Below are 25,175 nucleotides of genomic sequence, written 5' to 3'. Positions count from 1 at the left end.
GCGTCACCCTGATACCGAAGGCGGCGGCCCCACGATCCCCGGGGCCGCCGCCTTCGCCTGCGTTCAGCCGAGGACCAGTGGAAGCCGCTCCCCCAGGCCGCCCAGCGCGGCGGTCTCGTCGGCGGTGGGCGTACGCCTGCCCGTCCCGATGAGCAGGGCGTCCGTGTCGGACAGCTCGCCCGGGAAGGGCGCGCCCGCGATCCTCTCCAGCGCAGTGCGGGCCGCCGTGAGGATCTCGGCCGAGGGCCTCGGCGCCGACGGCAGACGGGCGATCAGGTCGAGGTGGTGCAGGGTCCACTCGAGGACGTACGCCGAGAGGTAGTCGCCGGCGGTGAGCACCTTGCCCTTGGTGCTCACGCGGGCGGCGGGATCGGCCAGCCGGGCGGCCCGCCCGGCCGCAGCCCCCACGTCGGCCAGGTGGAACTTCAGCAGCGCGGGGTCGCCGTACGCGGCGGCCAGACGCGGGATCAGCGCGTCCAGCGGGTCGTCACCGGTCGGCGGTCCGACGAGGTCCCAGTACGTCGTCGCGTCCGCCGTGGGTGCAGTGTCGGCGGGGGTGACGAGCGTGATGAGGACGTCCTGCGCGTCGATGACGAGATGGCAGACGAGGTCCCGCACCAGCCAGCCGCGACAGCCGGAGGGCCGGTCGAAGTCCTCGTCCGGGACGTCGGCAACGGCGGCGAGCAGGGCGCTCCAGGAGCGGGAGAAGTCCGTCACCGGGGTGACTGTGCGGTCGTCGTCCAGGACAGGAAGGCCGCGAAGGCACCGGGCCGCAGGGTGAGCATCGGCCCCCGCGGGTTCTTCGAGTCCCGTACGGCGACGGTCGTGCTGTGGATCGCGGCGACCTCGACGCAGTTCCCGCCCTGGTCGCTGCTGTAGCTGGACTTACGCCAGTTGATCTCCATAGCGTTCCTCCATCACGTGCCGGATCAACTCCGCCGAATCCTTCAACGGGAGCGCGGCAGCCTGGAGATGATCGTAACGGAGCGAGCAGTTCTTCACTGTGTCCGGATTCGCGGTCGGGTGTGCGCTGCCGTAGCCCTCCGTGTAGACGATGGCCGGGTCGTGCTCGAACCGGTAGATGTCGAACGAGCCGGTCATTCCCGCGTGCGCCCCCGCACGGAACGGCAACACCTGGATGTTGACCAGCGGGTTGTGCTCGAACGACAACAGGTGGCCCAGTTGCTCCCGCATCGTGGCCGGACCCTCCATCTCCGTGTGGAGGGCCGCCTCGCAGAGAACCACCCAGTACAGCAGAGGGTCCTCCCGCACGAGGATGCGCTGCCGGTCCAGGCGCACGGCGGTCCGGTCGTCGAGGTCCGTGGTGTCCAGCGCACCGAGGACGGCGCGCGCGTACGCCCTGGTCTGGAGGAGCCCGGGCACCATGCCCAGATCGAAGCTGTAGATGGCGCCGGCCCGCGCCTGCAACTCCGCGACCTGTTGGAACCACCCCGGCAGTTGGCTCCGCATGACCAGCGCCACCAGGCGGGACAGCAGCCCGCCCGTGCCCAGCGCCGCGTCCACCCGTTCGCTGAACTCCTGTGTCGGCAGCTTCCTGGCCGTCTCGATCTGGCCGACCAGCGACCCCGTGTAGTTGACGATGTCGCCGAGCTGCCGCTGGGTCAGCCCCGCGGCCTCGCGGTGACGGCGGAGTTCGAAGCCGTAGTAGTCCAGCGGGGACGCACCCGGGTCGAGGACGTTGATGTGGCTCACGCGCAGCCCCTCTCGCGCAACGCGGCCCACGACGGGACCGGTTGTATCCGTTCCGTTGCGGAGCGTAGTCGGCCGAGGTCAGCCTGGTGGCGTGAACGAACACATTGCCCTCACCGTCCTCGCCCCGCGCTGCGACCGGTACGCGATGCGGCTCACCGTGGGTGAGCACTCGGCGCGGCATGTCCGGCGCATCGTGCGGTCGTTGCTGCGCGAGTGGGAGGCGGAGGAGCTGTCCGACGCCGTGGAGCTCGGCGTGACCGAACTGCTCGCCAACGTCGTCCGCCATGTCCCGGGCCGCCGTTGCGCCCTGCTGGTGCTGCGCCGGCCGCGGGGGGTCCGCGTGGAGGTGACGGACGGCAGCGACCAAGTGCCGTGCGTGCCGGACGACTTGGCACCCGATGCGGAACACGGACGCGGACTCGCGCTGCTGGCCGCGGTGAGCGATACGTGGGGTGTGGAGCCCTGTGGGCGGGGCGGGAAGACCGTGTGGTTCGAGTGCGCCCGGGGGCCGCACACCTGACCCGCTTGTCGGATGAACGTCACGATGGCGTATGACGTCTCCATGATCGTGGCCTCTGCCGACCTCACCCTGATCAAGCGCCCGGACACGGTCCCGGACCGGAGGCAACCCTTCCGCTCCTTCTGCCGGCGTCATCGCCTGCCGCTCCTGGCGACGTTGCCCGTGCTGCCGCTGTACGCGCTGTGGTGGGCCGTGCTGGCCACCGGCGGCGGTGACCTCGCCGCTCAGGACGCGTGGGCGGGCTTCGCCGGACGCCACGGCTCATCGGCGTACAACCTCTTCTGGTACGGCGGCATGCACACCGCCAACTACAGCCTGATATCGCCGTACCTGATGGCGGCGCTCGGGGTGCGGGCGCTCACCGTGGTGTCGGGGGTGGCCGCCACCTGGACCGCGGCGGTGCTGATCGGGCGCGTGCGGCCGTGGAAGCCGCTCGCGCCCGCGCTGCTCGCCGCGCTGGGCCTGTGGTGCAACGTGGCCTCCGGGCGCACGACGTTCGCCCTCGGGGTCGCCTTCGGACTGGCCGCGTGTCTGTACCTCACCGAGCAGAAACGTCTCGTCCTCACCGGTGCCTACGCCGCCCTCGCCACCATGGCGTCCCCGGTCGCGGGGCTGTTCCTCGCGGTCGTCGGGGCGGGTTACGTGCTGGTGCGCCGGACCGGACCCGCCGTCGCCCTGCTCCTGCCGCCCGCCGTGGTGGTCGGCGCGACCAGTCTGCTCTTCCCCTTCCACGGGGAGCAGCTGATGCCCGCGGGCCGCGTAGGGATACCCGCGGCCCTCGGCATCGCCGTCGCCGTTCTGTCCCCGCCGTCCTGGCGGGTGGTGCGGTGGAGCGGCGTCGTCTACGCGGCCGGGACCGTGCTGGTGTACCTGATCCCCTCCCCCATCGGCACGAACGTCGAGCGGTTCGCGGAGTACGCGGCCCCCGTCGCCTTCCTGGTCGCGCTGCTCGCGCAGCCGCGCATGGCCGCCGTGCGGCGCGGTCTGCTGGTGGTGGCGCTGGTGTTCTCCGTGGGGTGGACCGGCAAGAAGACCGTCGACGACCTGAAGGTGTCCACGACCGTCCCGGCCTGGGCGGCGCAGACGGACGGGGTCGTCCGGGCCCTGGAGTCGCTCGGCGCGGACCGCACCCGGGTCGAGGTGGTGCCCGCGCGCAACCACCGGGAGGCGGTCGCGCTGGCGCCGTACGTACACCTCGCCCGGGGCTGGAACCGGCAGCTCGACATGGAGCGGGCGCGGCTGTTCTACGACGGCTCGTTCTCCGAGGCGGCCTACCGGGCGTGGCTGGACCGGTGGGCGGTCGGGTTCGTGGTCCTGCACGACGGCAAGCCCGACGGGTTCGCCGAGGAGGAGGCGCGGCTGGTGCGGGCGCAGAGCCCCGACTGGCTGCTGCCGGTCTGGCAGGACGCCCACTGGCGGATCTACCGGGTCCGGGACGCCGTGCCGCTGGTCTCCGCGCCGGGGACCGTGGTGCGGACGTCCGGCGCGGAGCTGGTGCTGCGGGTGGCGCGGCCCGGGACGGTGACCGTGCGGATCGCGTACTCGCCCTGGCTGCGGGTGGACGGCGGCGGGTGTCTGAGCCGGGCGGGCGAGTTCACCCGGCTCGGCGTGTCGGCGCCCGGCGAGTACCGGATCAGCTCGGAGTACGGTCCTTCTCCGGAACCGGAGGCCCGCTGCTGACCTCCGTCCTCTCCTCCTTTTCCGCCGCCGCCGTGACCGTGCGGGCGCGCGGGCCCTGCAACAGGTAGGTCAGGCCGAAGCCGGCGCCGACGACGAGAGCGCCGCCGGCCGCGTCCAGGATCCAGTGGTTGCCGGTGGCGACGATCGCGGCGGCCGTGAACAGCGGGTGCAGCAGGCCGAGGGCCTTCATCCACACCTTGGGCGCGATGATCGCGATCACCAGACCGCACCACAGCGACCAGCCGAAGTGCAGCGACGGCATCGCCGCGTACTGGTTGGTGAGCGCGGTGAGCGTGCCGTAGTCGGGCTGGGAGAAGTCCTGCACGCCGTGGACCGTGTCGATGATGCCGAGGTCCGGCATCAGGCGCGGCGGGGCGAGCGGGTAGAGCCAGAAGCCCACCAGGGCGAGCAGCGTGGCGAAGCCGAGGGCGGAGCGCGCCCAGCGGTAGTGGACGGGGCGGCGCCAGTAGAGCAGGCCGAGGACGGTCAGCGGCACCACGAAGTGGAACGACGTGTAGTAGAAGTCGAAGAACTCCCGCAGCCAGCCGACCTTCACCACGGCGTGGTTGACGGCGTGCTCGATGTCCAGGTGGAGCACGCGCTCCAGGTCCAGGATCTGCCGGCCGTGCTCCTCGGCGCGGGCGCGGCCCGCCGAGTTGCTGCCGCCGGTCGCGGCGAGGCGCACCTTGGCGTATCCGGCGTAGGTGACGCGGATGAGCAGCAGCTCCAGCAGCAGGTTGGGGCGGATCAGCACCCGGCGCAGGAACGGCAGCAGCGGCACGAACGCGAACCGGGCCGGCACGGGCGGGGCGTACGGCGTCGGCTCGGGGTCGCGGAAGTACGGCGAGGTGCGGGCGAGGAACGGCACGGCGGTGGCGGCGGCCAGTGCGGCGAGCAGCACCACGTTGTCACGCAGCGGGTACAGGAACGCCATGTTCGGCAGCATCATCTTGGCCGGCAGTGTCATCACCAGGACGACGGCGACCGGCCACACCAGCCGGTCGCGGGCCCGCCTGCCGACCCGGCCGACGACCGTGAGCAGCACCCAGAGCAGCTGGTGCTGCCAGGCGGTCGGGGACACCGCTATGGCGGCGCACCCGGTGATGCCGACGGCGAGGAGCAGCTGGCCGTCGCGGGCGTAGCGGACGGCGCGCCGCATGCCGAGGGCCACCACGGCGGCGCCGAGCAGCAGGAACACGGCGATCTCCAGCGGGCCTCCGAGGCCGAGGCGGAGCAGGGCGCCGTGCAGGGACTGGTTGGCGAGGGCGTCGGCGGGGCCGCCGAGGCCGACACCCGCCATGTGGTGCACCCAGTAGGTGGTGGAGTCCTGGGGCATGACGGCCCAGGCGAGCGCGGTGGCCGAGGCGAAGGTGACGGCCGTCGTGGCGGCGGTCTGCCGGCGGCCGGTGAACCACAGCAGCGGCGCGAAGAGCAGCAGGGTCGGCTGGAGGGCCGCCGCGACGCCGACGAGGACGCCGCCGGCCCGCCGGCCGTGGGCGACGAAGCAGCCGAGCAGGACGAGCAGCACCGGGATGATGCTGGTCTGGCCGAGCCAGAGGGTGTTGCGCACCGGCAGGGACAGCATGAGCAGGCTGACGGCGACGGGCGCGGCGAGCAGGGCGGTGCGCCGGCCGACCGGCTGGGGCAGCGCGCGGGCGGCGATCAGCGCCAGGGCCACCACCAGCAGCAGGGTGCCGAAGGTCCAGCCCCAGCCGAGGGTCTCCTCGGCCGATCTGGTGAGCGGTTTGAGGACCAGCCCGCCGAAGGGCGTGCCGGTGAACTCGGTGGAGTCGTAGAGGGACCCGCTGACGTGCAGGACGCCCGCGGGGCCGACCCAGGTCTCCAGGTCGGTCAGCCGTTCACCGCTGGGGGTGGTGAGGACGTGGGCGACCTGGCGTACCGCGAGGGCGGCGGCGAGCAGCCACAGTCCGAGGCGTGCCGCCCGCATCCGCGCCTGGACACCGCCCACGGCCGTCGCCCCGAAGGGCTCGGCCGGTCTCCCACCGTGTTCCGCATTCGCCACGCCTCGTCGGCCTCCCGCCCCGTTTTCTCCCCGCGTGTCCCGTGCGGGGGGATTCGTCGTGCGCAGCCTATGAGGCGCGCACCCCTCGACAAGGACGCGGGACACCGCCGCTTCACCTGACGGCCCGCTGTCTTTTGTCCGGATGACGATAGTCCGCGCGGGATCACGTTGCCCCGGGGTGACGCGAGAAGGATCACAACCGGCCACGGCGGAGGGTGGTCCGGGGCGCCGCGGCGTGCCTGGACACACGGCATTTCGATGCAGTATGCAGCTAATTACGTACCGCCCGTAAGGGGGGAAACGGCGCCTATGGTCGCTTGCTTCGGCCCGCCCGACAGTGCCGCCGCGCGGACCCCGTCCCTGATCCCGACGAAAGGCAGGCGAGCGACGTCTTGTCGACTGTCCCGGTCGCCCCTCATCCCGTCGTCCCCGGTCCCGGCTCACCCGCGCCCGGGAAGGCCGGTCCCGCACAGGCACCCGACCCCGCCGTCGGCCCCCCGACGGTCACCGACCCCGCGCTCGTCCGGCGCGCCGTCAAGGCGGCCGCGCTCGGCAACGCGATGGAGTGGTTCGACTTCGGTGTCTACAGCTACATCGCCGTCACCCTGGGCAAGGTCTTCTTCCCCTCGGGGAACCCCACCGCCCAGCTGCTGTCCACGTTCGGCGCCTTCGCCGCGGCCTTCCTGGTCCGCCCGCTCGGCGGCATGGTCTTCGGCCCGCTCGGCGACCGCGTGGGCCGGCAGAAGGTCCTCGCCCTCACGATGATCATGATGGCGGCGGGCACCTTCGCCATCGGCCTGATCCCCTCCTACGCCGCGATCGGCGTAGGAGCCCCGATCCTGCTGCTCGCGGCCCGCCTCGTGCAGGGCTTCTCCACCGGCGGCGAGTACGCCGGCGCCTCCACCTTCATCGCCGAGTACGCCCCCGACAAACGGCGCGGCTTCCTCGGCAGCTGGCTGGAGTTCGGCACGCTCGCCGGATACATCGGCGGCGCGGGCCTGGTCACCCTGATGACGGCACTGCTGTCCACGGACGACCTGCTCTCCTGGGGCTGGCGGATCCCGTTCCTGATCGCCGGCCCGATGGGCATCATCGGCCTGTACCTGCGGATGCGTCTCGAGGAGACCCCCGCGTTCAAGGCCGAGGTCGCCAAGGCCGAGACCGAGCGCCCGAAGGTGCCGCTGCGCGAGATGGTCACCGGCCAGTGGCGCGCGCTGCTGCTCTGCGTGGGCCTGGTGCTGGTCTTCAACGTCACCGACTACATGCTGCTGTCGTACATGCCGAGCTACCTCACCAGCGAGCTGGGCTACGACGCGACACACGGCCTGGTCGTCGTGCTCGGCGTGATGGTCCTGATGATGATCGTCCAGCCGTTCGCCGGCGCGCTGACCGACCGGGTCGGCCGCCGACCGGTGATCGCGGCCGGCTGCGCCGGGTTCCTGGCGCTGTCCGTCCCGGCGCTGCTGCTGATCCGCGACGGCTCGCTGCTCGCGGTGGCCGTCGGCCTGGGCGCGCTCGGCCTGCTGCTGGTCTGCTTCACCGCCGCGATGCCGGCCGCGCTGCCCGCGCTGTTCCCCACCCGGGTCCGCTACGGCTCGCTGTCGATCGGCTTCAACGTCTCGGTGTCCCTCTTCGGCGGCACGACCCCGCTGGTGGTCACAGCCCTGATCGGCGCGACCGGCGACGTCATGATGCCCGCCTACTACATGATGGCGGCCGCCGTGATCGGCGGGTTCGCGGTGTGGCGCATGGCCGAGTCGGCGGGCCGTCCGCTGCCCGGCTCGGCGCCCTCGCTGGAGGCCGGGACGCCTGCGGAAAAGGTCTGACCGCCGGCGGCCGTGCCCCGTGTCCTCGACGGCCGGTTCGGCCGGGCGGGCCGGCCGGCCGGCCGGCGGTTTCGCGCCGGCGCGCGTGGTGGCGTGGGCGGTCCCGGTCGGACGGCTCACGCCCTGCGGCTCACGCCTCGTGGTAGAAGCCGACGTTGACGCTGCGCGGGGCGGTGCGGTCCTGGATGACGACCTCGCCGCTGCCGCCCCGGGGCAGCGCCACGGTGCCGCCGTAGGTCACCGGGTGGGCGTACTCCCCGACGGTCAGCCGCACCTCGGACGACGGCTCGGGCAGCGAGCCGCGCAGCCAGGTCAGGTGCCAGGTGCCGTCCTGGCCGCACTGGAACTCCAGGTGCACGCGGGAGACGAACAGCCAGTCGTCCGGCGTCGACAGCCGGCACAGGGACGAGTCCCGGCCCACCCGCAGCGACGCGCCCGGCTCGCTGGGCGCGTCGGCCATGAGCATCCCGGCCGTGGCGCCCGCTTCCGCCGCGGACACCGCGGCCATGGTGAGTTCGAGCACGTGCGCTCCTCCTGGGAGGTCCTGGGGGCCGGGGCCCCGGCGCCGGCCCGGGGCGGCCGGATCGGCTCCCCGCCGCCGCATGATAAAACGCCCGGCCGGACGGCGTCCGGCACAATGGGCTCATGACCGAGCGAAAGCCACCCGGCGTCGACTTCGAGAGCTGGGTCGACAAGCAGATCCGCGACGCCGACGCGCGCGGGGAGTTCCAGCAGCTGGAGGGCGTGGGCAAGCCCCTGCCGCGCGAGGTCGAGAGCACCTACGACGAACTGTGGTGGGTGAAGCGGAAGATGGCCCGCGAGGGCTTCTCGGTCCTGCCGCCGACGCTGGCGCTGCGCAAGGAGGCCGAGGACGCCCTGGAGGCCGCTCTCGCGGCCCCCTCGGAGCGGGTCGTGCGGAAGATCCTCGCGGAGATCAACGCGAAGATCAGCGACATGATGTTCAAGCCGCCGCCCGGCCCCCCGCTGGGCAAGAAGCCGTACGACGTCGAGGACGTCGTACGCCGGTGGCGGGAGCGCCGGGCGGCGTCGGACGGACGGGAAGCTCGGGACTGACAGGGCGGGCGTGCCGGGGCGGGACGGCTCAGACACCCATCAGGCGCTCCGCCAGCTCGCGGTAGTCCCGCAGCGCGAGGCGCAGTTGCTCGGTGTCGGCGGCCGGCGCGGCCCCGTCCTTCGGCTCGCCCTGGGCGGGCGCCTTCCAGTTCCGCGTGAGGGTGCGGCGGCGCTCGGTGAGCGCGTCGGTCAGCCGCTCGGTCAGCTCCTGCAGGACGAGGTCGGCCTCCTCGACGGCGTCCCGCGGCCGGTCCACGAAACCGGCCACTGCCTGCCGCAACTGCTCGGAGAGCCGGTCACAGGTGTCGGTCGGCAGCAGCCGCCCGTCGGAACCGGTGTGCGGGGAGGACCCGTGCGGGGTGCCGTCCTTGTGCGGACCGGTGGTGCGGGCGCCGGCGCCGTCCGTGCCGGGGGGCGTGGTGTGGGCGCCGGTGCCGTCGGGGCCGGGCACGGAGGTGCGGTCCGCCGAGCCGGGCACCGAGGTGTGGTCGGCCGGGCCGGGTGCCGAAGTCCGGGCGGACGTGGCCGACGCGGTGGCGTCGGTGCCGTGCGTGCCGGTGCCGCTCCGCGGGTGCGCCGCGACCAGCGGGCTGTCGGTCCCGCCGGAACCGGCGGACCCGGTCTCCGTGCCACCGGCACGGTGCGCGGTGTCCGTCCCACGGGTGGCACCCGCCGCGTCGGTCTTGCCGTGGAGCGTGGTCGCCTCGTACCCGGGGTCCGCGGCGGCGGAACCGGAGTGCGGGGCGTCCGGGGCGGGGCCGGACCCCGGGGTGCCGGGGAGCCAGGTGTCCTGGGTGTGACGGGGGGTGTCGGGCATGGCGATCAGCTCTCCTTCGCCTGGCGGCGGTGCAGCATCGACGGGGTGCGGTGGCCGGCGCGCGGGGTGGCCGGGGCCGTGCGGTCACCGGCGACGGCACGGCGTCCGCCCTCGCGCCGCGACGGGCGCACCAGTTCCTCGAACAGCGCCCGCGCCTCGACCATCGCCTCGCGCATCTCCTCCGTGCCGGTGTTCACGTCGTGCGTGCCGTCCGGACGGGTCTGCGCGACGCGGTGCACGCGCCGGTAGCCCTCGACGTGGTGGGCGTGGTGCACGGACAGCGCGGCGAGCTGCTCCTCGTAGTGGCCGTCGGCGGGGAAGCCCCGCGTGCCGGCGAGTTCGGCGATCAGGCGGTCCGCCTCGACGACGGCCTCCCGCGGCGCGTCGACGAACCGCTCCTGCGCGGCCGTCCAGCGCGCCTCGTACGCCTCACGCTGGGCGGGCTCCAACGGCCGTACCTCCAGGGAGCCGTGGCGCTCCACGCGCTCGGCCAGCTCCCGCTCCGCGGCCTTGGTGTCCCCGTCGTGCCGGGCGACGGCACGCTCGTACTCGGGGCCGAAGCGGCGCTTCAGGTTCGCACCGTGCCGCGGGCCGCGTGCGCGCAGGGTCAGGACGGCCGCGACGGCGACAACGACCGCGACAATCACGATCAACGCAATGATCAGGCCAGTGGACATGAATGCCTTCCGGGGGTTTCGTCCCAACCGGCACTCCTCGCGAGCCGGTTCGCGCATCGGGTTGCCCGATGCGCGACGCACAAACTGCGCGGCGCAGACGCCCTGGCCGCCTGCCACCCCCCAATTCGCTTGCGCGGACGCCCCGCAGGGCCCCGACAATGCGGGCATGACCTGGACCGTCGCGCCGGAACAGCCCGGCTCCCCCGCCGCCTCGGCGCTCTGGCGGGCGTACTACACGGAAGTCAGCGACCGCTGGTACCTGCTGCACGAGGGCCGCCGTACCGACCCGGAGGAGCTGGAGCGGGAGGTCGCCGCCGATCCGGGCGCCGATCTCGCCCCGCCCCGGGGCCGGCTGCTGGTCGCCCGGTACGCGGGCGAGCCGGCCGGCTGCGCGGGCGTGCGGCTGCCGCCCGGCGGGCCCGCCGAGCTGACCCGGGTGTTCCTCTACGAGCGGATGCGCGGCCGGGGCGGCGCGGCCCTGCTGGTGCGGGCGGCCGAGGACGTGGCCCGCGCCGCCGGCGCCCGTGACGTCGTGCTGGACACCCGGGGCGACCTGGTCGAGGCGCGAGCCCTGTACGCCCGCCTCGGCTACCGCGAGACCGCGCCCCACAACACGGCCCCGTACGCCGAACACTGGTTCGCCAAGCGGCTCGGCTGACGGACGCCCGTACGGGCCGGGGCCGCCGGGTCAGGAGGCGGGGGTCACCGCGCGCCTGCTCTGGGGGCGTTCGCCCCGGGAGCCGCACAGCTCGTCGTTGAGTTCGTGCACGAGCTGCACCAGGTCGGTCGGGCGGTCCGGGCCCCACCAGTCGCCGAGCAGCTCGGCCAGGGACTCCTCGCGCGCCCGGGCCAGCCGCTCGGTCACCTCTCGGCCCTCGTCGGTGAGCACCATGTCCACGCCCCGGCGCACGGCGAGGTGCCGGCTCTCGACCTGGCGGGTGGCCTCAAGGACGACGTCCAGCGGGACGGGGTTGCGCTCGGCGAGCCGGGCCGGTTCCACCGAGCCGTGCCGGCGGATCCGCAGCAGCAGCCAGCTCGACGCCGGGAGCAGGTCGTAGCCCGCGCGGTCGGTGATCTTTCGGTAGATCTCCCGGCGCCCCTCCCGGGTGCCGAGCACCGAGAGCGAGCGGCACACCTCGTCGTGCGAGGAGCGCTCCACCGGGTTCGGGGCCAGGGTCTCGGACGCGTCGGGCGCGGTGACCGAGGCGCGCAGCGGGTCCTCCTTGAGGAACCACGCCAGCACGAAGCCCAGCAGCGCCACCGGCACGGCGTACAGGAAGACGTCCGTGATGGCGGTGGAGTAGGCGTCGAGCGCGGCCGGGCGCAGGGCGGGCGGCAGGGCGCCGATGCCACGCGGGTCGGCCTCCAGCGTGTCGGCGGAGACGCCGGCCGGGAGGTCCGCGCCGCGGAAGGCGGCCGAGAGCTGGTCGCCGAGCCGGCCGGCGAAGATCGCGCCGAAGACGGCGACACCGAACGAGGCACCGATGGACCGGAAGAAGGTCGCGCCGGAGGTGGCGACGCCGAGGTCCTCGTAGGGGACGGCGTTCTGCACGATCAGGATGAGGACCTGCATGACCAGCCCGAGCCCGAGTCCGAAGACGAAGAAGTACGCGCTCATCAGCGCGGTGGAGCTCTGCGTGTCGAGCTGGTGGAGCAGCAGCAGTCCGACGGCGGTGACGGCGGTGCCCGCGACCGGGAAGACCTTCCAGCGGCCGGTGCGGCTGACGATCTGTCCGGAGCCGGTGGAGGACAGCAGCATGCCCGCCACCATCGGCAGCATGTGCACCCCGGACAGGGTCGGGCTGATCCCGTGCACCACCTGGAGGAAGGTCGGCAGATAGGTCAGCGCGCCGAACATGGCGAAGCCGACGATGAAGCTGATCACGGCGGACAGGCTGAAGGTCCGCACCCGGAACAGCTTCAGCGGCAGCACCGGTTCGGCGGCCCGCCGCTCCACCGCCACGAACGCGACGATCAGTACGGCGCCCAGCACCGCGAGCCCGATGATCTGCGGTGAGGCCCAGGGCCAGGTGTTGCCGCCGAGGGAGGCGACCAGCACCAGGCTGGTGGCGACCGAGGCGATGAGCAGCGTGCCGAGGTAGTCGATCACGTGCTTGGTCGACCGGCGCGGGATGTGCAGCACGGTGGCGATGACGGCGAGCGCGACGATGCCGACGGGCAGGTTGATGTAGAAGACCCAGCGCCAGCTCAGGTGCTGGGTGAACAGTCCGCCGAGCAGCGGTCCGAGCACGCTCGTCGCGCCGAACACGGCCCCGAACAGGCCCTGGTAGCGGCCGCGTTCGCGGGGCGGCACCAGGTCGCCGACGATCGCCATCGACAGCACGATCAGGCCGCCGCCGCCCAGGCCCTGGAGCGCGCGGAAGCCGATCAGCTGGGGCATGTCCTGCGCCGCCCCGCACAGCGCCGAGCCCACCAGGAAGATGACGATGGCGGTCTGGAACAGGCGCTTGCGGCCGTACTGGTCACCGAGTTTGCCCCACAGCGGGGTGGCGGCGGTGGACGCCAGCAGATAGGCGGTGACCACCCAGGACAGGTGCTCCAGGCCGCCGAGGTCGCTGACGATGGTGGGCAGGGCGGTGGAGACGATGGTCTGGTCGAGGGCGGCCAGCAGCAGGCCGAGCAACAGCGCGCCGATCGACAGCACCACGCTGCCGGACACCTGTTCCTTGCTGTGGGCGGTGCCCGGCGCGTCCCCGGCCATGCGGACCTCCAGAGGTTCGTTTCACCATCCATCGTGATCGGAGTGACCGCATATGGCCTGTTGAGTCCTTCCGGAAGTCCCCATTCCGGGGGCGCGCGGACGGGAGTGTGAAGAAGATCTGCATAATCTCTGGAGTTCGCGAGGGGAGGGACGACACGTGGAACAGCCGAACGGACACCCGTGCCCGGAATGCGGTGCGCCCAGGAACAGGGACAACACCCCGGCGTGCGGCTGCACCCGGCGTGCGTCCGACGCCCTGCGCGACGCCCGCACGGCGGAGGCGGCAGCGGCGGAGGACTTCGACCCCCTGCGCATACGGCCGTACGTAGAACTGGACGACTGCCCCACCCCGACTACGCCGGACGGGTTGCCACAGGCAACGGCCACGCCTCCGGCGGGGGACGGAGAACGGGGAACGCCTTCGTCACCGGAGGGGCCGCCCACGGACGGGGCGCCGCCCGCTTCCGGGTACGGGCACACGGAAGCTCCCGGCGGACCGGCCGCCCACGGGGCGCCCGCGCCCCGGGGACCGCACGGCTCGACACCGTCGGGCGCGACCGCCGGGCCGCAGACACCGGAGTCCGGTGAACCGGCGCCCGACGCCACCATGACCCTGAAGGCCATCCGCCCCGACACGCCTCCGCCCACCACGCCGGCCGGACCACCGAACAGCACGGGGGCACCCGCCACGGGCACACACGGCGGCACGGGGGCAGACGCCCACGGCACGGGCGCCTCCGGCGCGGCAACGCCCGCCACCGGCACGGGCGCGCACGGCACAGGAACGCAGAGCGCGGGCGCGGGCCCGTCCGGCACGGGCGCACAGACCGCAGGCGCGGGCGCCCCCGGCGCGGCACCGTCCGCCGCCGCAAGCCCGTCCGGCGCGGGCCCATCGGGCACGAGCCCGTCCAGCACAGGCCCATCGGGCGCAGGCCCGGCCGGAACAGGCGCGCAGACCGCAGGCGCGGGCGCCCCCGGCGCGGCACCGTCCGCCGCAAGCCCGTCCGGCGCGGGCCCATCGGGCACGAGCCCGTCCGGCGCAGGCCCATCGGGCACAGACCCGTCCGGCACTGGTGCGCACGGCGCGGGAGGGCAGCCGGTCGGCGGGGCGCCGGTACCGGACGGCGGCGCGGAGCCGGGGGCGGTCGACGCCACCATGACGTTGCGGGCCGTCCGGCCCGGCGCGGCGGCGGAAGCCGCGGGGACCGCCGCCGCGCCAGCGGCCGTGTCCGGGTTGCCCAGCCCCCTCGCGCCGGGGACGGCACGGCCCAACGCCGACGACCTCGGCCTCTTCGACGACGCCACGCGCCCTCTCCGACAGGTGCCCGCGGGGGCGGCGGCAGCCGCACGGCACACAGGCGACGAACCCCCGCAGCGCGGCCGCCGCAGGCGAGGTGCGCTGATCGCGGCGTCCGGTGCGGCCGTGGCCGTGCTGGGCGCGGCGGGCTGGGCGAGCGGTCTGTTCTCCTACGACTCGCCGTCCCGGGACGACGCGGCACCGGACGACGTCAGGGCGAGCGTGCCGGACCGGCCGTCCGGGTCGCCGTCGGCGGAGCCGTCCCCCGACGCTTCGTCCGCGTCGCCGTCGGCGTCCCCCTCGGCCTCCGGCTCCCCGTCCGCGAGCGCGAGCGCGTCCGCCTCCCCGTCGCCCTCGGTATCCAGTTCCGCGCCGAGCGCCTCCGCGCCGGCCGAACCGTCGGCGACCGCGTCGACCGGCGCCGCGTCGTCCGCGCCCGCCGTGGCCCCGGAGCCGACGGACCCGGGCGGCACCGCGCCCGTGCTGCGGCGCGGCGACCGGGGCCCGGAGGTCACCGCACTCCAGCAGCGCCTGCGCCAGGTGTGGCTGTACCACGGCGACATCAACGGGCAGTACACCCCGCGCGTGGAGGAAGCGGTCCGCGCCTACCAGTGGTCGCGCGGCATCGCGGAGGAGACGGGCGTCTACGGCCCCCGGACCCGCGCCCGCCTGGAAACGGAAACCCGGGCCCCCTGACCGCTCCGGGGGCCGGCTCCGCCCCGGGGCCGGCTCCGCCCCGACCCTCGCCGCTCGAACGCCGGAGGGGCTGATTCCAGCCCGTCCGGCGCTTGAGGACGAGGCCCGCCAGGGCCGTCAGGGGGTCCGGGGCGCAGCCCCGGACAAGGGCCCCGCCTACGCGGCGATGTGCAGCCGGACCATCCCCGAAGGCATCCGCTCCACCCGCACCTGCGTCAGATCACGGACGACCACGTCCGGCCCGTGGAAGCCGGCCCGCGGCCCGATCCCCACCACCCGCATCCCCGCGGCGCGCCCCGCCGCGATCCCCGCACCGGAGTCCTCGAAGACGACGCAGTCGGCCGGGGCGACACCCAGTTCCGCCGCCCCCTTCAGGAACCCCTCCGGGTCCGGCTTGCTCGCGCCGACCGACTCCGCCGTGACGCGGACCGCGGGCTGCTCCAGCCCGGCGGCGGCCATCCGCGCCGTGGACAGGGCGACGTCCGCGGACGTCACGAGCGCGTGCGGCAGCCCGGCGAGGGAGGCGAGGAACTCACGGGCGCCCGGTATCGCGACGACGCCCTCGGTGTCCGCGGTCTCCTCCGCGAGCATCCGGGCGTTCTCGGCGTGGTTCTGTTCCATCGGCCGGTCGGGCAGCAGCATGGCCATCGAGGCGTAGCCCTGGCGTCCGTGCACCACCTTCATGACCTCGTCGCCGTCGAGTCCGTGGCGGTCGGCCCAGCGCCGCCAGATGCGCTCGACGGAGGCGTCGGAGTTGACGAGGGTGCCGTCCATGTCCAGCAGGAGGGCACGGGCGGTGAGTACGGAGGGGGTGGCCGTCATCGGCTGCTCCAAGAAGCGGGGGGCGGGACCGTGGGGGCGGGGTCCGTCGGGGACAGAGCGGCCCCGCCCGCCGGTCAGGGGAAACGGGCGGGAGCCACTTTGTTCATCCACGGTACAAAACTACCCCGCTCTCCCGCCAGCGGGTGCACCGGGTGTTCGCCGGCCTGCCGTCCGGGCGTCACCCGGCGACCGCCTCCCACAGGCTCCACACGCCGAGGGCCAGCATGAGCAGCGCCGCTATCCGCGTGATCAGCTTCAGCGGCACCCGCTTCATCAGCGCCTTGCCGCCGACGATGCCGAGACCGGCCACCGCCCACAGGGCGAGCACGGCGCCCACGCCCACGGAGACCGGGTCGTCGTACCGGGCGGCGAGGTTCGCCGTCATGATCTGCGTGAGGTCGCCGAACTCGGCGACGAGGATCAGCATGAACCCGGCCCCGGCGACCTTCCAGAAGGACTGGTCCTCGGGCTTGCGGACCTCCTCCTCGTCGTCGTCCTTCCTGAACAGCAGCACCGCCGCGCCGCCGAGGAAGAGCACGCCCGTGATCGCGTGCACGAGCTGCTGCGGCAGCAGGGTCAGCACACTTCCCGCCGCCACCGCCAGGGCGACGTGCACCGCGAAGGCGGCGGCGACGCCGGCGAAGACGTACGAGGCGCGGTAGCGGGTGCCGAGGACGAGCCCGGCGAGCGCGGTCTTGTCGGGCAGTTCTGCCAGGAAGACGACGCCGAAGACGACGGCCGTCACGGTCAGGCTGATCAAGGTTCCTCAATCGGTCGGGGGCTGCCCCGCCGAGAGTGACGAACTTGCGCGCAAGACACCTCGGCACGGCAGCACACACGGTGCCCGTGCCGTACGGCACAGGCGTGCACTGCTTGCCGAAGGTCTCGCCGGCCGGCCCTCACGGGCCTGCCTCCGGGCGCCGGCTCAGGCTCGCTGAGCAGTATGTCGACGGTCCGGCAAAGGGCTACTCCCCTTCTGCGCCGCCCATGGTACGTGACGTCCGCGCGGACCCCGAAAGCCCGTCCCCGTGACAGGCCCCGTACCGGTCCCCGTACCTCCGTGCGCGGAAACTTCACACCTGAACCATAGACGTGTCATGAGCACGTCATTAACTTCTTACCGGACCCACGCCTCCCGGCAACACGGCGCCGCGAGCATTCCCCTGCCCGCACGCCAACCCCCGCACCCCACAAGGGAGTTCGCATGACGAAGTTCTACGCGCGTCGACGGCTCAGCATAGCCGCGGCGCTCACCGGACTCATAGCCTCCGCGGGGCTGTTCAACGCCCCGGCCGCCTCCGCCGCCCTCCCCACCCCGGTGAGCGCCGCCACCGCCCGCGGCTACCTCGCCACCCTCCCCGTGCGCACCGAGAGCCGCACCGGCTACAACCGCGACCTGTTCCCGCACTGGATCACCATCAGCGGCAGCTGCAACACCCGCGAGACGATCCTCAAGCGCGACGGCACGAACGTCGTCACGAACTCCTCCTGCGCCGCCACCAGCGGCAGTTGGTACTCCCCGTACGACGGCGCCACCTGGTCCGCCGCCTCCGACGTCGACATCGACCACATGGTGCCGCTGGCCGAGGCATGGGACTCCGGCGCGAGCTCCTGGACCACCGCCCAGCGGCAGGCCTTCGCCAACGACCTCACCCGCCCGCAGCTGATCGCCGTCACCGACAACGTCAACCAGTCCAAGGGCGACCAGGACCCCGCCACCTGGATGCCGTCCCGCACGGCCTACCGCTGCACCTACGTCCGCGCGTGGGTCCAGGTGAAGTACCACTACGACCTGGCGGTCGACTCGGCCGAGAAATCCGCCCTCCAGGGGTACCTCAACAACTGCTGACGCGGCACGGCCCGAACTGCCGGGTGCGCCAATCTCCCCGGTGGCCTCCGTCGCTGCGTACCGTACGGGGCGACGGAGGAAGGGGTCACCATGGCCGGACTGCGGCTCGGACCACTGCTGAGGTACGTCGACGGCTCGTCCGCGAGCGTCTGGGCCGAGACGGACGGCCCGGGCACCGTGGAGGTGCGCTGTCCGGACGGTTCCGGCGGGACGTCCGGCACCTTTCAGGTGGCCGGTCATCACTACGCGCTGGTGCGCGTCACCGGCCTCGCCCCGGGGACGGCCACCCCGTACGAGGTGTTCGTGGACGGCACCCGGGTGTGGCCGCTCGACCGGGAGCCCTTCCCGTCGTTCCCGCCGTCGGTGATCCGCACCCCGGCCGGTGACGACCGTGCGCGCATCTCCTTCGGCTCCTGCCGCTGGGCCTCCCCGCCCACCGGGGAGCCCGACCCCGTGGGACCCGACGCCCTGGACGCGCTGGCGAAGCGCATCGCCGCCGATCCGGAGGGCGAACGGCCCGACGTGCTGCTGCTCCTGGGCGACCAGGTGTACGCCGACGAGACCTCCGAGGCCACGAAGGAGTGGCTGGCCGGGCGCCGCGACCTGAGCCGGCCGCCGGGCAGCCAGGTGGCGGACTACGAGGAGTACACCCACCTCTACTACGAGTCCTGGCTCGACCCGCAGGTGCGCTGGCTGCTGTCCACCGTGCCCACGTGCATGATCTTCGACGACCACGACGTGATCGACGACTGGAACACCTCCGCCTCCTGGGTCGAGGACATGCGCGCCACCTCCTGGTGGCGGGAGCGGGTGCTCAGCGGACTGATGTCGTACTGGGTGTACCAGCACCTGGGCAACCTCTCCCCCGCCGACGCCGACGCCGACCCGCTGTACGCGGCCGTACGGGAGGTCCCCGACGGCACCGACGCGCTGCGCGCCTTCGCCGCAGAGGCGGAGGCCGACGCGACGGCCGTGCGCTGGAGCTACCGGCGCGACTTCGGCCGGGTGCGGCTGGTCATGGTGGACAGCCGTGCGGCGCGGGTGCTGGAGGAGGAGCGGCGCTCGATGCTCGACCGGGACGAGGCCGACTGGCTGCGCGCCCAGGTGTTCGACGACCGCGCCTCGTACGACCACCTGCTCATCGGTACGTCGCTGCCCTGGCTGCTCCCCCACCTGGTGCACGACGTCGAGGCGTGGAGCTCCGTGCTGTGCCGGGGCGACAAGGGGCCGCGCTGGGCCCGTTTCGGGGAGAAGCTGCGGCGGGCGGCGGACCTGGAGCACTGGTCGGCGTTCCCCGACTCGTTCACCGAGCTGGCGGAGCTGGTCGCCGACGCGGGCAGCGGTCCGGACGCGCCCGCCACGGTGTGCGTGCTGTCGGGGGACGTCCACCACGCCTATGTCGCCGAGCCGAACTGGCCGGGGCGTCCGGGGCCGGACGCGCGCGTGCTGCAGCTGACCTGCTCGCCGGTCCACAACTCCATCCCCGCCTCCATGCGGGCCGGCTTCCGCTTCGGGTGGAGCGCCGCGGCCCGGCGGCTGGGCCGGGTGTTCGTGCGGCACGGCGGGCTCGGGCGGCCACCGGTCGGCTGGCGCCGGACGGGCGGGCCCTGGTTCGGCAACCAGCTCATGACGCTGGCCACGCGCGGGCGTTCGGCGGTGCTGCGGCTGGAACACGCCCAGCAGGAGAAGGCCGGTGTGCGGCTCCGGCGCGTGATGGAGCGGCAGTTGAGCCGCTGAGACCGGCGAACACCTGTGAGTCCGCTGTGCAACGGGGGGTGGATCCGGTCACCCCTGCGGCCGGGCGGGCGGTCCGGTGCGCGCGGTGACATGCGGAGAGGGGCGTCGGGGGCGGCCGGAGGGGGCTGAACCCGTGGCCAAATGTTGAACTTGCAAGCATCTTTTAGGCACACCTAACGTGGGATCACGACTCGGTTCCGCCCCCAGGACCGGCCTCTTCCGGGGGCCGGTTCGTGACCGAAGGAGATCCCCCGCATGAACGGACGCCTCACCAGCGCCCAGCCCTACGCCTTGGGCCTGTTCCGCATGGTCGTCGGACTGCTCTTCGCCTGCCACGGCGCCGTGTCCCTGCTCGGCCTGCTCGGCGGCACGGACGGCAACGGCGGCACCGTCGAGACCGGCGCCTGGCCGGGCTGGTACGCCGCCCTGATCGAACTCGTCGGCGGCGCGCTCGTCCTGCTCGGCCTCGGCACCCGTGCCGCCGCGTTCATATCGTCCGGCGCGATGGCGTACGCGTACTTCAAGGTGCACCAGCCCGAGGCCCTCTGGCCGATCCAGAACCACGGCGAGGGTGCGGCCATGTACTGCTGGGCCATGTTCCTGCTCGTCTTCACCGGCTCCGGGGCCTTCGGGCTCGACCGCCTGCTCGCCAAGCGCTCCACGGTGCGGCAGGCACAGCCGGCGGAGCAGACCCCGGTGACCGCGTGACCGCCCCTGGCCGTCTGACCGCCTGACCGCTTCACCGCAACGCACGACCGCACGGCCGCCGGAGCCTCCCCACGGCACCCGCACCGAGTCGCACACGGCGCCCCCTGCCGCACACCGGGCAGGGGGCGCCCTCGTGTCCGGGACGGGAACCGGCGACGCCGGGCGAACGAACCCCCCGTGACCTTTCTGTCACTTACCGGGCGTACGCTGTATGGCTGTCATCGGCCTCTCCTGCCATTCCTGCCGCTTCCCCCGCGACAGCGCGGCGGGGCACGGGCCCACGGGGGCGTACGGGGAGTGCGAGTGGAGAGTGTCGGGTCGCTGGTCGGCAGCCCGTGGATCTACGCGGTGGTGGCCCTGTCGGTCCTGCTCGACGTGTTCCTCCCGGTGCTGCCCAGCGGGGTGCTGGTGATCACCGCGGCCACGGCTGCGGCCGCGAGCACCGCCGCCTACGTGCCCGACATGCTGATCCTGACGCTGTGCGCCGCCACCGCCTCCGTCCTCGGCGACCTGGTCGCCTACCGCCTCGCCTGGCGCGGCGGCCCCCGCCTGGACCGGGCCATCGCGCGCTCCCGCCGGCTGCGGAGCGCGCAGGAACGTCTCGGCGCGGCGCTCGCCCGGGGCGGCGGCGGCCTCGTGGTCCTCGCGCGGTTCGCGCCGGCCGGCCGCTCCGTGGTCTCCCTCGGCGCCGGCGCCGCCCGCCACCGCGCCCGCGACTTCCTCCCCTGGTCGGCCCTGGCGGGCCTGTCCTGGGCGGGCTACAGCGTCGCCCTCGGCTACTTCGGCGGCCAGTGGCTCGGCGCCACGTGGCTGGCCACGGCGGTCTCCGTCGGCGCGCTCTTCGCGGCGGGCGCCGGCGCCGCCTACCTGATGCGCCGTCCCCGCCCTTCCCAGGCCCAGGCGCAGTAACCGACGCGCGGCGGGCGCGCGGCGCGGTCCGCAGGCGTCGCGCGACCCGCGCGACCACCCCGGACCGACGGCGCTTCGCACCACCGCGAGACCACGGGCGACGGCCGCCCACCCAGCGCTCGGCGAGCGTCACCGGCGTGGCACACCATCCGGCTCGCGGCGGGCCGACGGGATGCCGTCGGCCCGCCGGCAAGGGTTCAGCTGGCTGCCTGGCGGGCCGGGGTGCCTCGGACCTCCAGGTTGTCCAGGAGGTCGGCCGTGGCCTCGGCGATCGCCTCGACCGCGCGGTCGAACACCTCGCGGTTGTGGGCGGCCGGGGCCCGGAACCCGGACACCTTCCTGACGTACTGCAGGGCGGCGGCCCTGATCTCCTCCTCCGTGGCCTCCTCGGGCAGCGCGGGCGGACGCAGGGTCTTGATACTCCGGCACATGCCCCCAGTCTTGCGCCTCGGGCCGCCCGGGGCCACGAAGGAGTGAATCCCGCCCCAGGACCCCTGAGTGACTCGCCACCCAAATTCGAACAGGCGTATCATTGTCGTGTGGCTGCGACCTATGACTTTCCGAGTGACCTCCGTGCCGGTCAGGAGGAACTGCATCAGGTCCGGGCCGAGCTGTCGGCCCTGCTGAAGCGGCTCCCCTGGTCGGTCGAACCCCTCGACGGGTTCAGTGACGACAACGGCTGGCGCAAGGTCGAGCGCCCCGCCTCCCCCGGCTGGACCGAGGACGAGCAGGCCGAGGTCGAGAAGCTGCGGCGCCGCGAGCACGAACTCGCGGTGTTCGTCAGCACCCACCGCTACTGGACCGAACTGACCGGCACCGACCGCGTGCACGCCCGCTCCGCGCTGAAGCACGCCCGCGAAGTCGCGGAGGACTCGCCGTAGTTCCCGCGCACGGCCGGTGGATTGCACGGGAGGCGTCCCGGCAGCAGCATGGAAGTGGACCATCGTTCCAGCGCCCGTGCGTCACATGAGGAGACCACGAGAGGCAGAGGTGAGCAGCCGAAACGTCCTGCGCAGGGGAGTCGCACTCGTGGCCGGGGGCGCGCTGCTGCTCGTCGGCGTCGCACTGCTGGTCCTGCCCGGCCCCGGACTGCTGCTCATCCTCGCCGGGCTGCTCATCCTCGCCGAACAGTTCCCCACCGTGGCCCGCTTCGTCGACCCCGTGCGCCGGCGCGCCATGAGCGCGGCCAGGGAGAGTGTCTCCTCGCCCGCCCGGATCGCCGGTTCCTGCCTGGTGGCAGCGGCCCTGCTCGCGGCGGGTCTGTTCTGGGGCGTCATGCCCGAACTCCCCTTCGGCGGCTGGCCGACGGGCGCGGGGCTCATCCTGTCGGGCGTCATCCTCATCGCCCTGCTGGTGTACAGCTACCGCACGACGCGCACCGGTGTCCGCGGGACCGGCTGACGGGATCACCGGGCCGTGCCGTCCGCGCGGTCTCCCGCCGATCTCCCGAAGGATCGAAAGAGGCCCCTCACCGGACGGGAGAGGGGCCTCTGATCTGCGTGGGCGCGGACGGTTTCGAACCGCCGACATCCTGCTTGTAAGGCAGGCGCTCTACCCCTGAGCTACGCACCCCCGGCCCGGGCGGCACCGCCCAGGTCGAGTGGACAGCCTACATGGCCCGGGTCACGGTCCCGCAAACCCCGTCGGCCCCCCGGTCCTGGGGTTATCCCCACCCCGGATCCGCCGGTCGGCCGGATCCCCGTACGCCTCCCGGCTCCGTACGGTCGAAGACGTCCGAACACCTTCGCAGGGCCAGCCGTCCGTTCCAGGGGGAGACCGTCATGACCGCCACCATCCGCGCCGCCCGCACCACCCGTAGCTCCGGCACCCGGCGGGTGCGGGCCCTCGCGCTCGCCGGTGCCGTCGTGGTGCTCGGCGCGGCCCTGACCGCCTGCGCGTCGGCCGACGACGACACCGAGCCGGACCACCGCGCCTTCGCCCTGCCCGGCACCACCCTCACCATCGACTCCGACGACTCGGCGCTGGAGATCGTCGCCTCGGACGCGCAGCCGGCGGGCGAGATCGCGGTCACCCGCTGGTTCCAGGGCAGCGTCACCCTCGGCTCGGACCCGAAGGTCACCTGGTCCATGGAGGGCGACCGGCTGGTGCTGCGCGAGAAGTGCTCGGGCTTCGTCGCGGACTGCGCCGCCAAGCACCGCATCGAGGTGCCGCGCGGGGTCGCCGTCACCGTCGAGGACAAGGACGGCAGCGTCCGCGCCGAGGGCTTCCGGGACGCGCTGAGGATCCGCACCACGGACGGCTCGGTCCGGGTCACGGACACCAGCGGCCCCCTGGAGCTGCGTACCGGCGACGGATCGGTGCGCGCGGAGGTCTCCTCCCGCAGCGTGCGCACGCAGAGCGGGGACGGCTCGGTGCACCTCACTCTCGGCGCCGTGCCGGACCGGGTGGAGTCCCGCAGCGGCGACGGTTCGCTGACCATCGAACTGCCCCGCGGCGCGTACCGGGTGGACACCTCCACCGGCGACGGCGCCGAGGACGTGTCCGTGCCGCGCGACGACTCCAGCGCCCACGAGGTGACCGCCCGCACCGGCGACGGCAAACTCACCGTCCGCACGGCGAACTGACGGGCCCGTGTGTTCGTCCTGTACCGGTGGGAGAATGACATCGGGCCGGGCGAACGACAGTACGGGAGAGGGATGTGACGGCGACACCAGCGCAGCCGTACTCGCCGTCGGAGCCGCGCGTGCCTCGCGCGCGCCGGACCGTGTCCCCCCTGCCGCCGGGGCGGCGCCGCCGCCGGGCCGCGGAGCCGCTGCGCGACACGCTCGCCCTCATGGCGTTTCCGCTGGTCGCCGCGCTCGCGCTGCCCGCCGCGTTCGCCGGCGGCGGCACCCGCCGCTGGTTCGGCGGACGCGCGGAGAACCAGCGCGCCGAGGCGCAGGCCGCCAAGGACGCGGCGGCCGCCGCCTTCTACGAACTCGACACCGCCCAGCGTGATCTGCGGATCTCCGTCGAGACGATCACCGCCGTCGACGATTCCCCCGCCGCCCGCCGGGTCGTCGACGACTTCGCGGCGCTCGGCCGGCGCATCGACGAGGCCAGCCACCGCTACATCACCGCCGTCGACGCCCACGACCTCGACCGGGACGACCTGGACGCCGCCACGGCCTCCCGGGCCCGCACCGAGCTGACCGCCGCCAAGGAGGAGCTGGGCCGGGTCAAGCAGGACCTGGACCGGTTCGCGGACGGGCTCGGCCCGCTGCTCGGCAAGGCCGAGACCCAGCTGGCCCGGCTGGCGCCCGCCGTGGAACGCGCCCGGCAGGCGCTGCTCGCCGCCTCCCAGGCCCTCGACACCGCCCGCGGCGCCGGGCTCAAGGCCGACGACCTCGCGGCCCGGCTCGCCGCGCTCTCGCCGGAGCTGACCAAGCTGAACCAGGGCGCCGGACAGCACGGCGTGCCCGGCACCCTGGACCGGGCGGCCCGCGTCACCCGCGAGGCCGAGGCGGTCCGCGTGGAGGCGGAGCGGCTGCCGGAGCGGGCCGCCGAGATCGACCACCGGCTGGTGTCCCTGCGTACCCGCGCCGAGGCGCTCACCACCCGTTCCGGGCAGGTCGAGCCGGTGCTGAGCGAGCTGCGCCGGCGCTTCACCGTCGCCTGCTGGCAGGACCTCCAGGGCGTGCCCGAGATGGCCGGGCGCAACGTCCGGCAGGCGGAGGAACGACTCACCGAGGCCCGGGCGGCCCGTGACGAACAGCGCTGGGCGGACGCCACCGCGCTGCTGTCCACCGCGCGGGCGCTGCTGAACACCACCGACGAGGCCGTGTCGGCCGCCGGCGACCGGCTGCGGCGGCTGAACGCCGTGCAGAAGAACCCGGAGCGGGAGATCGAGCGCACCCGGTTCGCCATCCGTGACGCCCAGCGGCTCGCCATGGCCGGCCGCAACACCCCCGACCCGCGCCACGCCCGTCCGCTAGACGACGCCGTGGCCCGGCTGGAGCGGGCCGTCGCCGGGCTGGAGGGCCGCCACCCCGACTACTGGCACTTCCTCACCGAGACGGAGGAGGTACGGGAGACGGTGGGCCGCGTGGTCGCACGGATCCGGGAGGAGCGCGGGGCCGGCGCCAACTGACCGGTCCGCCCCCGC

26 protein-coding genes and 1 tRNA gene are annotated in these 25,175 nt (G+C 73.7%); 14 read left to right on the top strand and 13 right to left on the bottom strand.

Annotation, left to right across the window (positions count from 1 at the left end; all coding sequences use genetic code 11):
• Positions 1-63: 63 nt before the first annotated feature.
• Genes ACIF8S_RS06720 through ACIF8S_RS06710 form a run of 3 tightly spaced genes read right to left on the bottom strand, consistent with a single transcriptional unit; the run spans position 64 to position 1,713 of the window.
• Complete coding sequence (locus ACIF8S_RS06720) at positions 64-717, bottom strand: maleylpyruvate isomerase N-terminal domain-containing protein (protein WP_399997717.1); 654 nt, start codon at positions 715-717, stop codon at positions 64-66.
• Positions 714-905, bottom strand: coding sequence for a DUF397 domain-containing protein (locus tag ACIF8S_RS06715; RefSeq protein WP_399997716.1), 192 nt, complete (start codon positions 903-905; stop codon positions 714-716). Before ACIF8S_RS06715 ends, ACIF8S_RS06720 begins: the two co-directional genes overlap by 4 nt.
• A complete protein-coding gene (locus ACIF8S_RS06710; RefSeq protein ID WP_399997714.1) occupies positions 886-1,713 on the bottom strand; it encodes a helix-turn-helix domain-containing protein in 828 nt (275 codons plus the stop codon). The genes ACIF8S_RS06715 and ACIF8S_RS06710 overlap by 20 nt, the downstream gene beginning before the upstream one ends.
• A 91-nt stretch (positions 1,714-1,804) precedes the next feature.
• Here ACIF8S_RS06710 and ACIF8S_RS06705 point away from each other — a divergent pair, with 91 nt between their 5' ends.
• The gene (locus ACIF8S_RS06705) at positions 1,805-2,233 is read left to right on the top strand and encodes an ATP-binding protein (RefSeq protein ID WP_399997712.1); all 429 of its coding nucleotides are present in this window, start codon (positions 1,805-1,807) and stop codon (positions 2,231-2,233) included.
• Between the two features lie 12 nt (positions 2,234-2,245).
• Positions 2,246-3,913: a hypothetical protein gene (locus tag ACIF8S_RS06700; protein ID WP_399997711.1), complete on the top strand. Its 1,668-nt coding sequence runs from the start codon at positions 2,246-2,248 to the stop codon at positions 3,911-3,913.
• Here ACIF8S_RS06700 and ACIF8S_RS06695 read toward each other — a convergent pair.
• A complete protein-coding gene (locus ACIF8S_RS06695) occupies positions 3,867-5,936 on the bottom strand; it encodes a bifunctional glycosyltransferase 87/phosphatase PAP2 family protein (protein ID WP_399997709.1) in 2,070 nt (689 codons plus the stop codon). The genes ACIF8S_RS06700 and ACIF8S_RS06695 overlap by 47 nt on opposite strands.
• A gap of 392 nt (positions 5,937-6,328) precedes the next feature.
• Between ACIF8S_RS06695 and proP the strand changes: the two genes are divergently transcribed.
• Positions 6,329-7,762: a glycine betaine/L-proline transporter ProP gene (gene proP, locus ACIF8S_RS06690; RefSeq protein WP_399997708.1), complete on the top strand. Its 1,434-nt coding sequence runs from the start codon at positions 6,329-6,331 to the stop codon at positions 7,760-7,762.
• A 130-nt stretch (positions 7,763-7,892) separates the two neighbouring features.
• Here the strand turns inward: proP and ACIF8S_RS06685 are convergent, their stop codons facing one another.
• Complete coding sequence (locus tag ACIF8S_RS06685; protein ID WP_399997706.1) at positions 7,893-8,285, bottom strand: FHA domain-containing protein; 393 nt, start codon at positions 8,283-8,285, stop codon at positions 7,893-7,895.
• Between the two features lie 122 nt (positions 8,286-8,407).
• Between ACIF8S_RS06685 and ACIF8S_RS06680 the strand changes: the two genes are divergently transcribed.
• Entirely contained in the window at positions 8,408-8,836 is a 429-nt protein-coding gene (locus ACIF8S_RS06680) for a DUF1992 domain-containing protein (protein ID WP_399997705.1), read from the top strand.
• Between the two features lie 28 nt (positions 8,837-8,864).
• On the opposite strand, the gene ACIF8S_RS06675 is transcribed toward ACIF8S_RS06680, so the two are convergent.
• Together ACIF8S_RS06675 and ACIF8S_RS06670 are read right to left on the bottom strand one after the other, a co-directional pair.
• Complete coding sequence (locus tag ACIF8S_RS06675) at positions 8,865-9,653, bottom strand: hypothetical protein (protein WP_399997704.1); 789 nt, start codon at positions 9,651-9,653, stop codon at positions 8,865-8,867.
• 5 nt (positions 9,654-9,658) lie between these two features.
• Positions 9,659-10,330, bottom strand: a complete 672-nt coding sequence (locus tag ACIF8S_RS06670) for a hypothetical protein (RefSeq protein WP_399997703.1) — start codon at positions 10,328-10,330, stop codon at positions 9,659-9,661.
• Positions 10,331-10,496: 166 nt separating this feature from the next.
• Between ACIF8S_RS06670 and ACIF8S_RS06665 the strand changes: the two genes are divergently transcribed.
• Positions 10,497-10,988: a GNAT family N-acetyltransferase gene (locus tag ACIF8S_RS06665; protein WP_399997701.1), complete on the top strand. Its 492-nt coding sequence runs from the start codon at positions 10,497-10,499 to the stop codon at positions 10,986-10,988.
• A gap of 30 nt (positions 10,989-11,018) precedes the next feature.
• Here the strand turns inward: ACIF8S_RS06665 and ACIF8S_RS06660 are convergent, their stop codons facing one another.
• Positions 11,019-13,052, bottom strand: coding sequence for a DHA2 family efflux MFS transporter permease subunit (locus ACIF8S_RS06660; RefSeq protein WP_399997700.1), 2,034 nt, complete (start codon positions 13,050-13,052; stop codon positions 11,019-11,021).
• A gap of 1,467 nt (positions 13,053-14,519) precedes the next feature.
• Positions 14,520-14,822 (bottom strand): hypothetical protein, encoded by a 303-nt coding sequence (locus tag ACIF8S_RS06655; RefSeq protein WP_399997699.1) that lies wholly within the window; start codon positions 14,820-14,822, stop codon positions 14,520-14,522.
• Between the two features lie 7 nt (positions 14,823-14,829).
• On the opposite strand from ACIF8S_RS06655, the gene ACIF8S_RS06650 reads away from it, so the two are divergent.
• The gene (locus tag ACIF8S_RS06650; RefSeq protein WP_399997698.1) at positions 14,830-15,045 is read left to right on the top strand and encodes a peptidoglycan-binding protein; all 216 of its coding nucleotides are present in this window, start codon (positions 14,830-14,832) and stop codon (positions 15,043-15,045) included.
• Positions 15,046-15,201: 156 nt separating this feature from the next.
• Here the strand turns inward: ACIF8S_RS06650 and ACIF8S_RS06645 are convergent, their stop codons facing one another.
• Together ACIF8S_RS06645 and ACIF8S_RS06640 are read right to left on the bottom strand one after the other, a co-directional pair.
• Positions 15,202-15,867 carry an HAD-IA family hydrolase gene (locus tag ACIF8S_RS06645; protein WP_399997697.1) on the bottom strand — a complete coding sequence of 222 codons (666 nt, stop codon included), beginning with the start codon at positions 15,865-15,867 and terminating at the stop codon, positions 15,202-15,204.
• Positions 15,868-16,045: 178 nt separating this feature from the next.
• Positions 16,046-16,627 carry a TMEM165/GDT1 family protein gene (locus ACIF8S_RS06640; protein WP_349793240.1) on the bottom strand — a complete coding sequence of 194 codons (582 nt, stop codon included), beginning with the start codon at positions 16,625-16,627 and terminating at the stop codon, positions 16,046-16,048.
• A 444-nt stretch (positions 16,628-17,071) separates the two neighbouring features.
• Here ACIF8S_RS06640 and ACIF8S_RS06635 point away from each other — a divergent pair, with 444 nt between their 5' ends.
• The 4 genes from ACIF8S_RS06635 to ACIF8S_RS06620 all read left to right on the top strand — a co-directional run bounded on the left by ACIF8S_RS06635 (position 17,072) and on the right by ACIF8S_RS06620 (position 21,070).
• Positions 17,072-17,716, top strand: coding sequence for an HNH endonuclease family protein (locus ACIF8S_RS06635; protein WP_399997696.1), 645 nt, complete (start codon positions 17,072-17,074; stop codon positions 17,714-17,716).
• A 90-nt stretch (positions 17,717-17,806) separates the two neighbouring features.
• On the top strand, positions 17,807-19,453 hold the full coding sequence (locus tag ACIF8S_RS06630; protein WP_399997694.1) for an alkaline phosphatase D family protein: 1,647 nt from the start codon (positions 17,807-17,809) through the stop codon (positions 19,451-19,453).
• Positions 19,454-19,708: 255 nt separating this feature from the next.
• A complete protein-coding gene (locus tag ACIF8S_RS06625) occupies positions 19,709-20,161 on the top strand; it encodes a DoxX family protein (protein ID WP_349793235.1) in 453 nt (150 codons plus the stop codon).
• A gap of 303 nt (positions 20,162-20,464) precedes the next feature.
• Positions 20,465-21,070, top strand: a complete 606-nt coding sequence (locus ACIF8S_RS06620) for a DedA family protein (RefSeq protein ID WP_399997692.1) — start codon at positions 20,465-20,467, stop codon at positions 21,068-21,070.
• A 197-nt stretch (positions 21,071-21,267) separates the two neighbouring features.
• Here the strand turns inward: ACIF8S_RS06620 and ACIF8S_RS06615 are convergent, their stop codons facing one another.
• Positions 21,268-21,501, bottom strand: coding sequence for a DUF2277 domain-containing protein (locus ACIF8S_RS06615; RefSeq protein WP_399997691.1), 234 nt, complete (start codon positions 21,499-21,501; stop codon positions 21,268-21,270).
• Positions 21,502-21,609: 108 nt separating this feature from the next.
• Here ACIF8S_RS06615 and ACIF8S_RS06610 point away from each other — a divergent pair, with 108 nt between their 5' ends.
• Positions 21,610-21,951, top strand: a complete 342-nt coding sequence (locus ACIF8S_RS06610) for a hypothetical protein (RefSeq protein WP_399997690.1) — start codon at positions 21,610-21,612, stop codon at positions 21,949-21,951.
• A gap of 109 nt (positions 21,952-22,060) precedes the next feature.
• Positions 22,061-22,471, top strand: a complete 411-nt coding sequence (locus ACIF8S_RS06605) for a PGPGW domain-containing protein (RefSeq protein ID WP_399997688.1) — start codon at positions 22,061-22,063, stop codon at positions 22,469-22,471.
• Between the two features lie 99 nt (positions 22,472-22,570).
• Here ACIF8S_RS06605 and ACIF8S_RS06600 read toward each other — a convergent pair.
• Positions 22,571-22,642, bottom strand: a tRNA-Val gene (locus tag ACIF8S_RS06600).
• Positions 22,643-22,851: 209 nt separating this feature from the next.
• Between ACIF8S_RS06600 and ACIF8S_RS06595 the strand changes: the two genes are divergently transcribed.
• A complete protein-coding gene (locus tag ACIF8S_RS06595) occupies positions 22,852-23,655 on the top strand; it encodes a DUF4097 family beta strand repeat-containing protein (protein WP_399997687.1) in 804 nt (267 codons plus the stop codon).
• Between the two features lie 74 nt (positions 23,656-23,729).
• The gene (locus ACIF8S_RS06590) at positions 23,730-25,160 is read left to right on the top strand and encodes a hypothetical protein (protein WP_399997685.1); all 1,431 of its coding nucleotides are present in this window, start codon (positions 23,730-23,732) and stop codon (positions 25,158-25,160) included.
• Positions 25,161-25,175: the final 15 nt, after the last annotated feature.

The sequence above is a fragment of the Streptomyces sp. NPDC085937 genome (assembly GCF_044540535.1).
Taxonomy (GTDB): Bacteria; Actinomycetota; Actinomycetes; order Streptomycetales; family Streptomycetaceae; genus Streptomyces.
The sequence above is the reverse complement of the archived record's forward strand: the minus strand, read 5'-3'. Positions and strand labels throughout refer to the sequence as shown.

What these genes read in the sequence shown, in the direction of transcription:
- ACIF8S_RS06700 (WP_399997711.1), top strand. Translation starts at nt 2,246, where the DNA reads ATGAACGTCACGATGGCGTATGACGTCTCCATGATCGTGGCCTCTGCC.
- ACIF8S_RS06625 (WP_349793235.1), top strand. Translation starts at nt 19,709, where the DNA reads ATGAACGGACGCCTCACCAGCGCCCAGCCCTACGCCTTGGGCCTGTTC.
- ACIF8S_RS06665 (WP_399997701.1), top strand. Translation starts at nt 10,497, where the DNA reads ATGACCTGGACCGTCGCGCCGGAACAGCCCGGCTCCCCCGCCGCCTCG.
- ACIF8S_RS06615 (WP_399997691.1), bottom strand. Translation starts at nt 21,501, where the DNA reads ATGTGCCGGAGTATCAAGACCCTGCGTCCGCCCGCGCTGCCCGAGGAG.
- ACIF8S_RS06660 (WP_399997700.1), bottom strand. Translation starts at nt 13,052, where the DNA reads ATGGCCGGGGACGCGCCGGGCACCGCCCACAGCAAGGAACAGGTGTCC.
- ACIF8S_RS06675 (WP_399997704.1), bottom strand. Translation starts at nt 9,653, where the DNA reads ATGCCCGACACCCCCCGTCACACCCAGGACACCTGGCTCCCCGGCACC.
- ACIF8S_RS06635 (WP_399997696.1), top strand. Translation starts at nt 17,072, where the DNA reads ATGACGAAGTTCTACGCGCGTCGACGGCTCAGCATAGCCGCGGCGCTC.
- ACIF8S_RS06595 (WP_399997687.1), top strand. Translation starts at nt 22,852, where the DNA reads ATGACCGCCACCATCCGCGCCGCCCGCACCACCCGTAGCTCCGGCACC.
- ACIF8S_RS06645 (WP_399997697.1), bottom strand. Translation starts at nt 15,867, where the DNA reads ATGACGGCCACCCCCTCCGTACTCACCGCCCGTGCCCTCCTGCTGGAC.
- ACIF8S_RS06715 (WP_399997716.1), bottom strand. Translation starts at nt 905, where the DNA reads ATGGAGATCAACTGGCGTAAGTCCAGCTACAGCAGCGACCAGGGCGGG.
- ACIF8S_RS06670 (WP_399997703.1), bottom strand. Translation starts at nt 10,330, where the DNA reads ATGTCCACTGGCCTGATCATTGCGTTGATCGTGATTGTCGCGGTCGTT.
- ACIF8S_RS06630 (WP_399997694.1), top strand. Translation starts at nt 17,807, where the DNA reads ATGGCCGGACTGCGGCTCGGACCACTGCTGAGGTACGTCGACGGCTCG.
- ACIF8S_RS06680 (WP_399997705.1), top strand. Translation starts at nt 8,408, where the DNA reads ATGACCGAGCGAAAGCCACCCGGCGTCGACTTCGAGAGCTGGGTCGAC.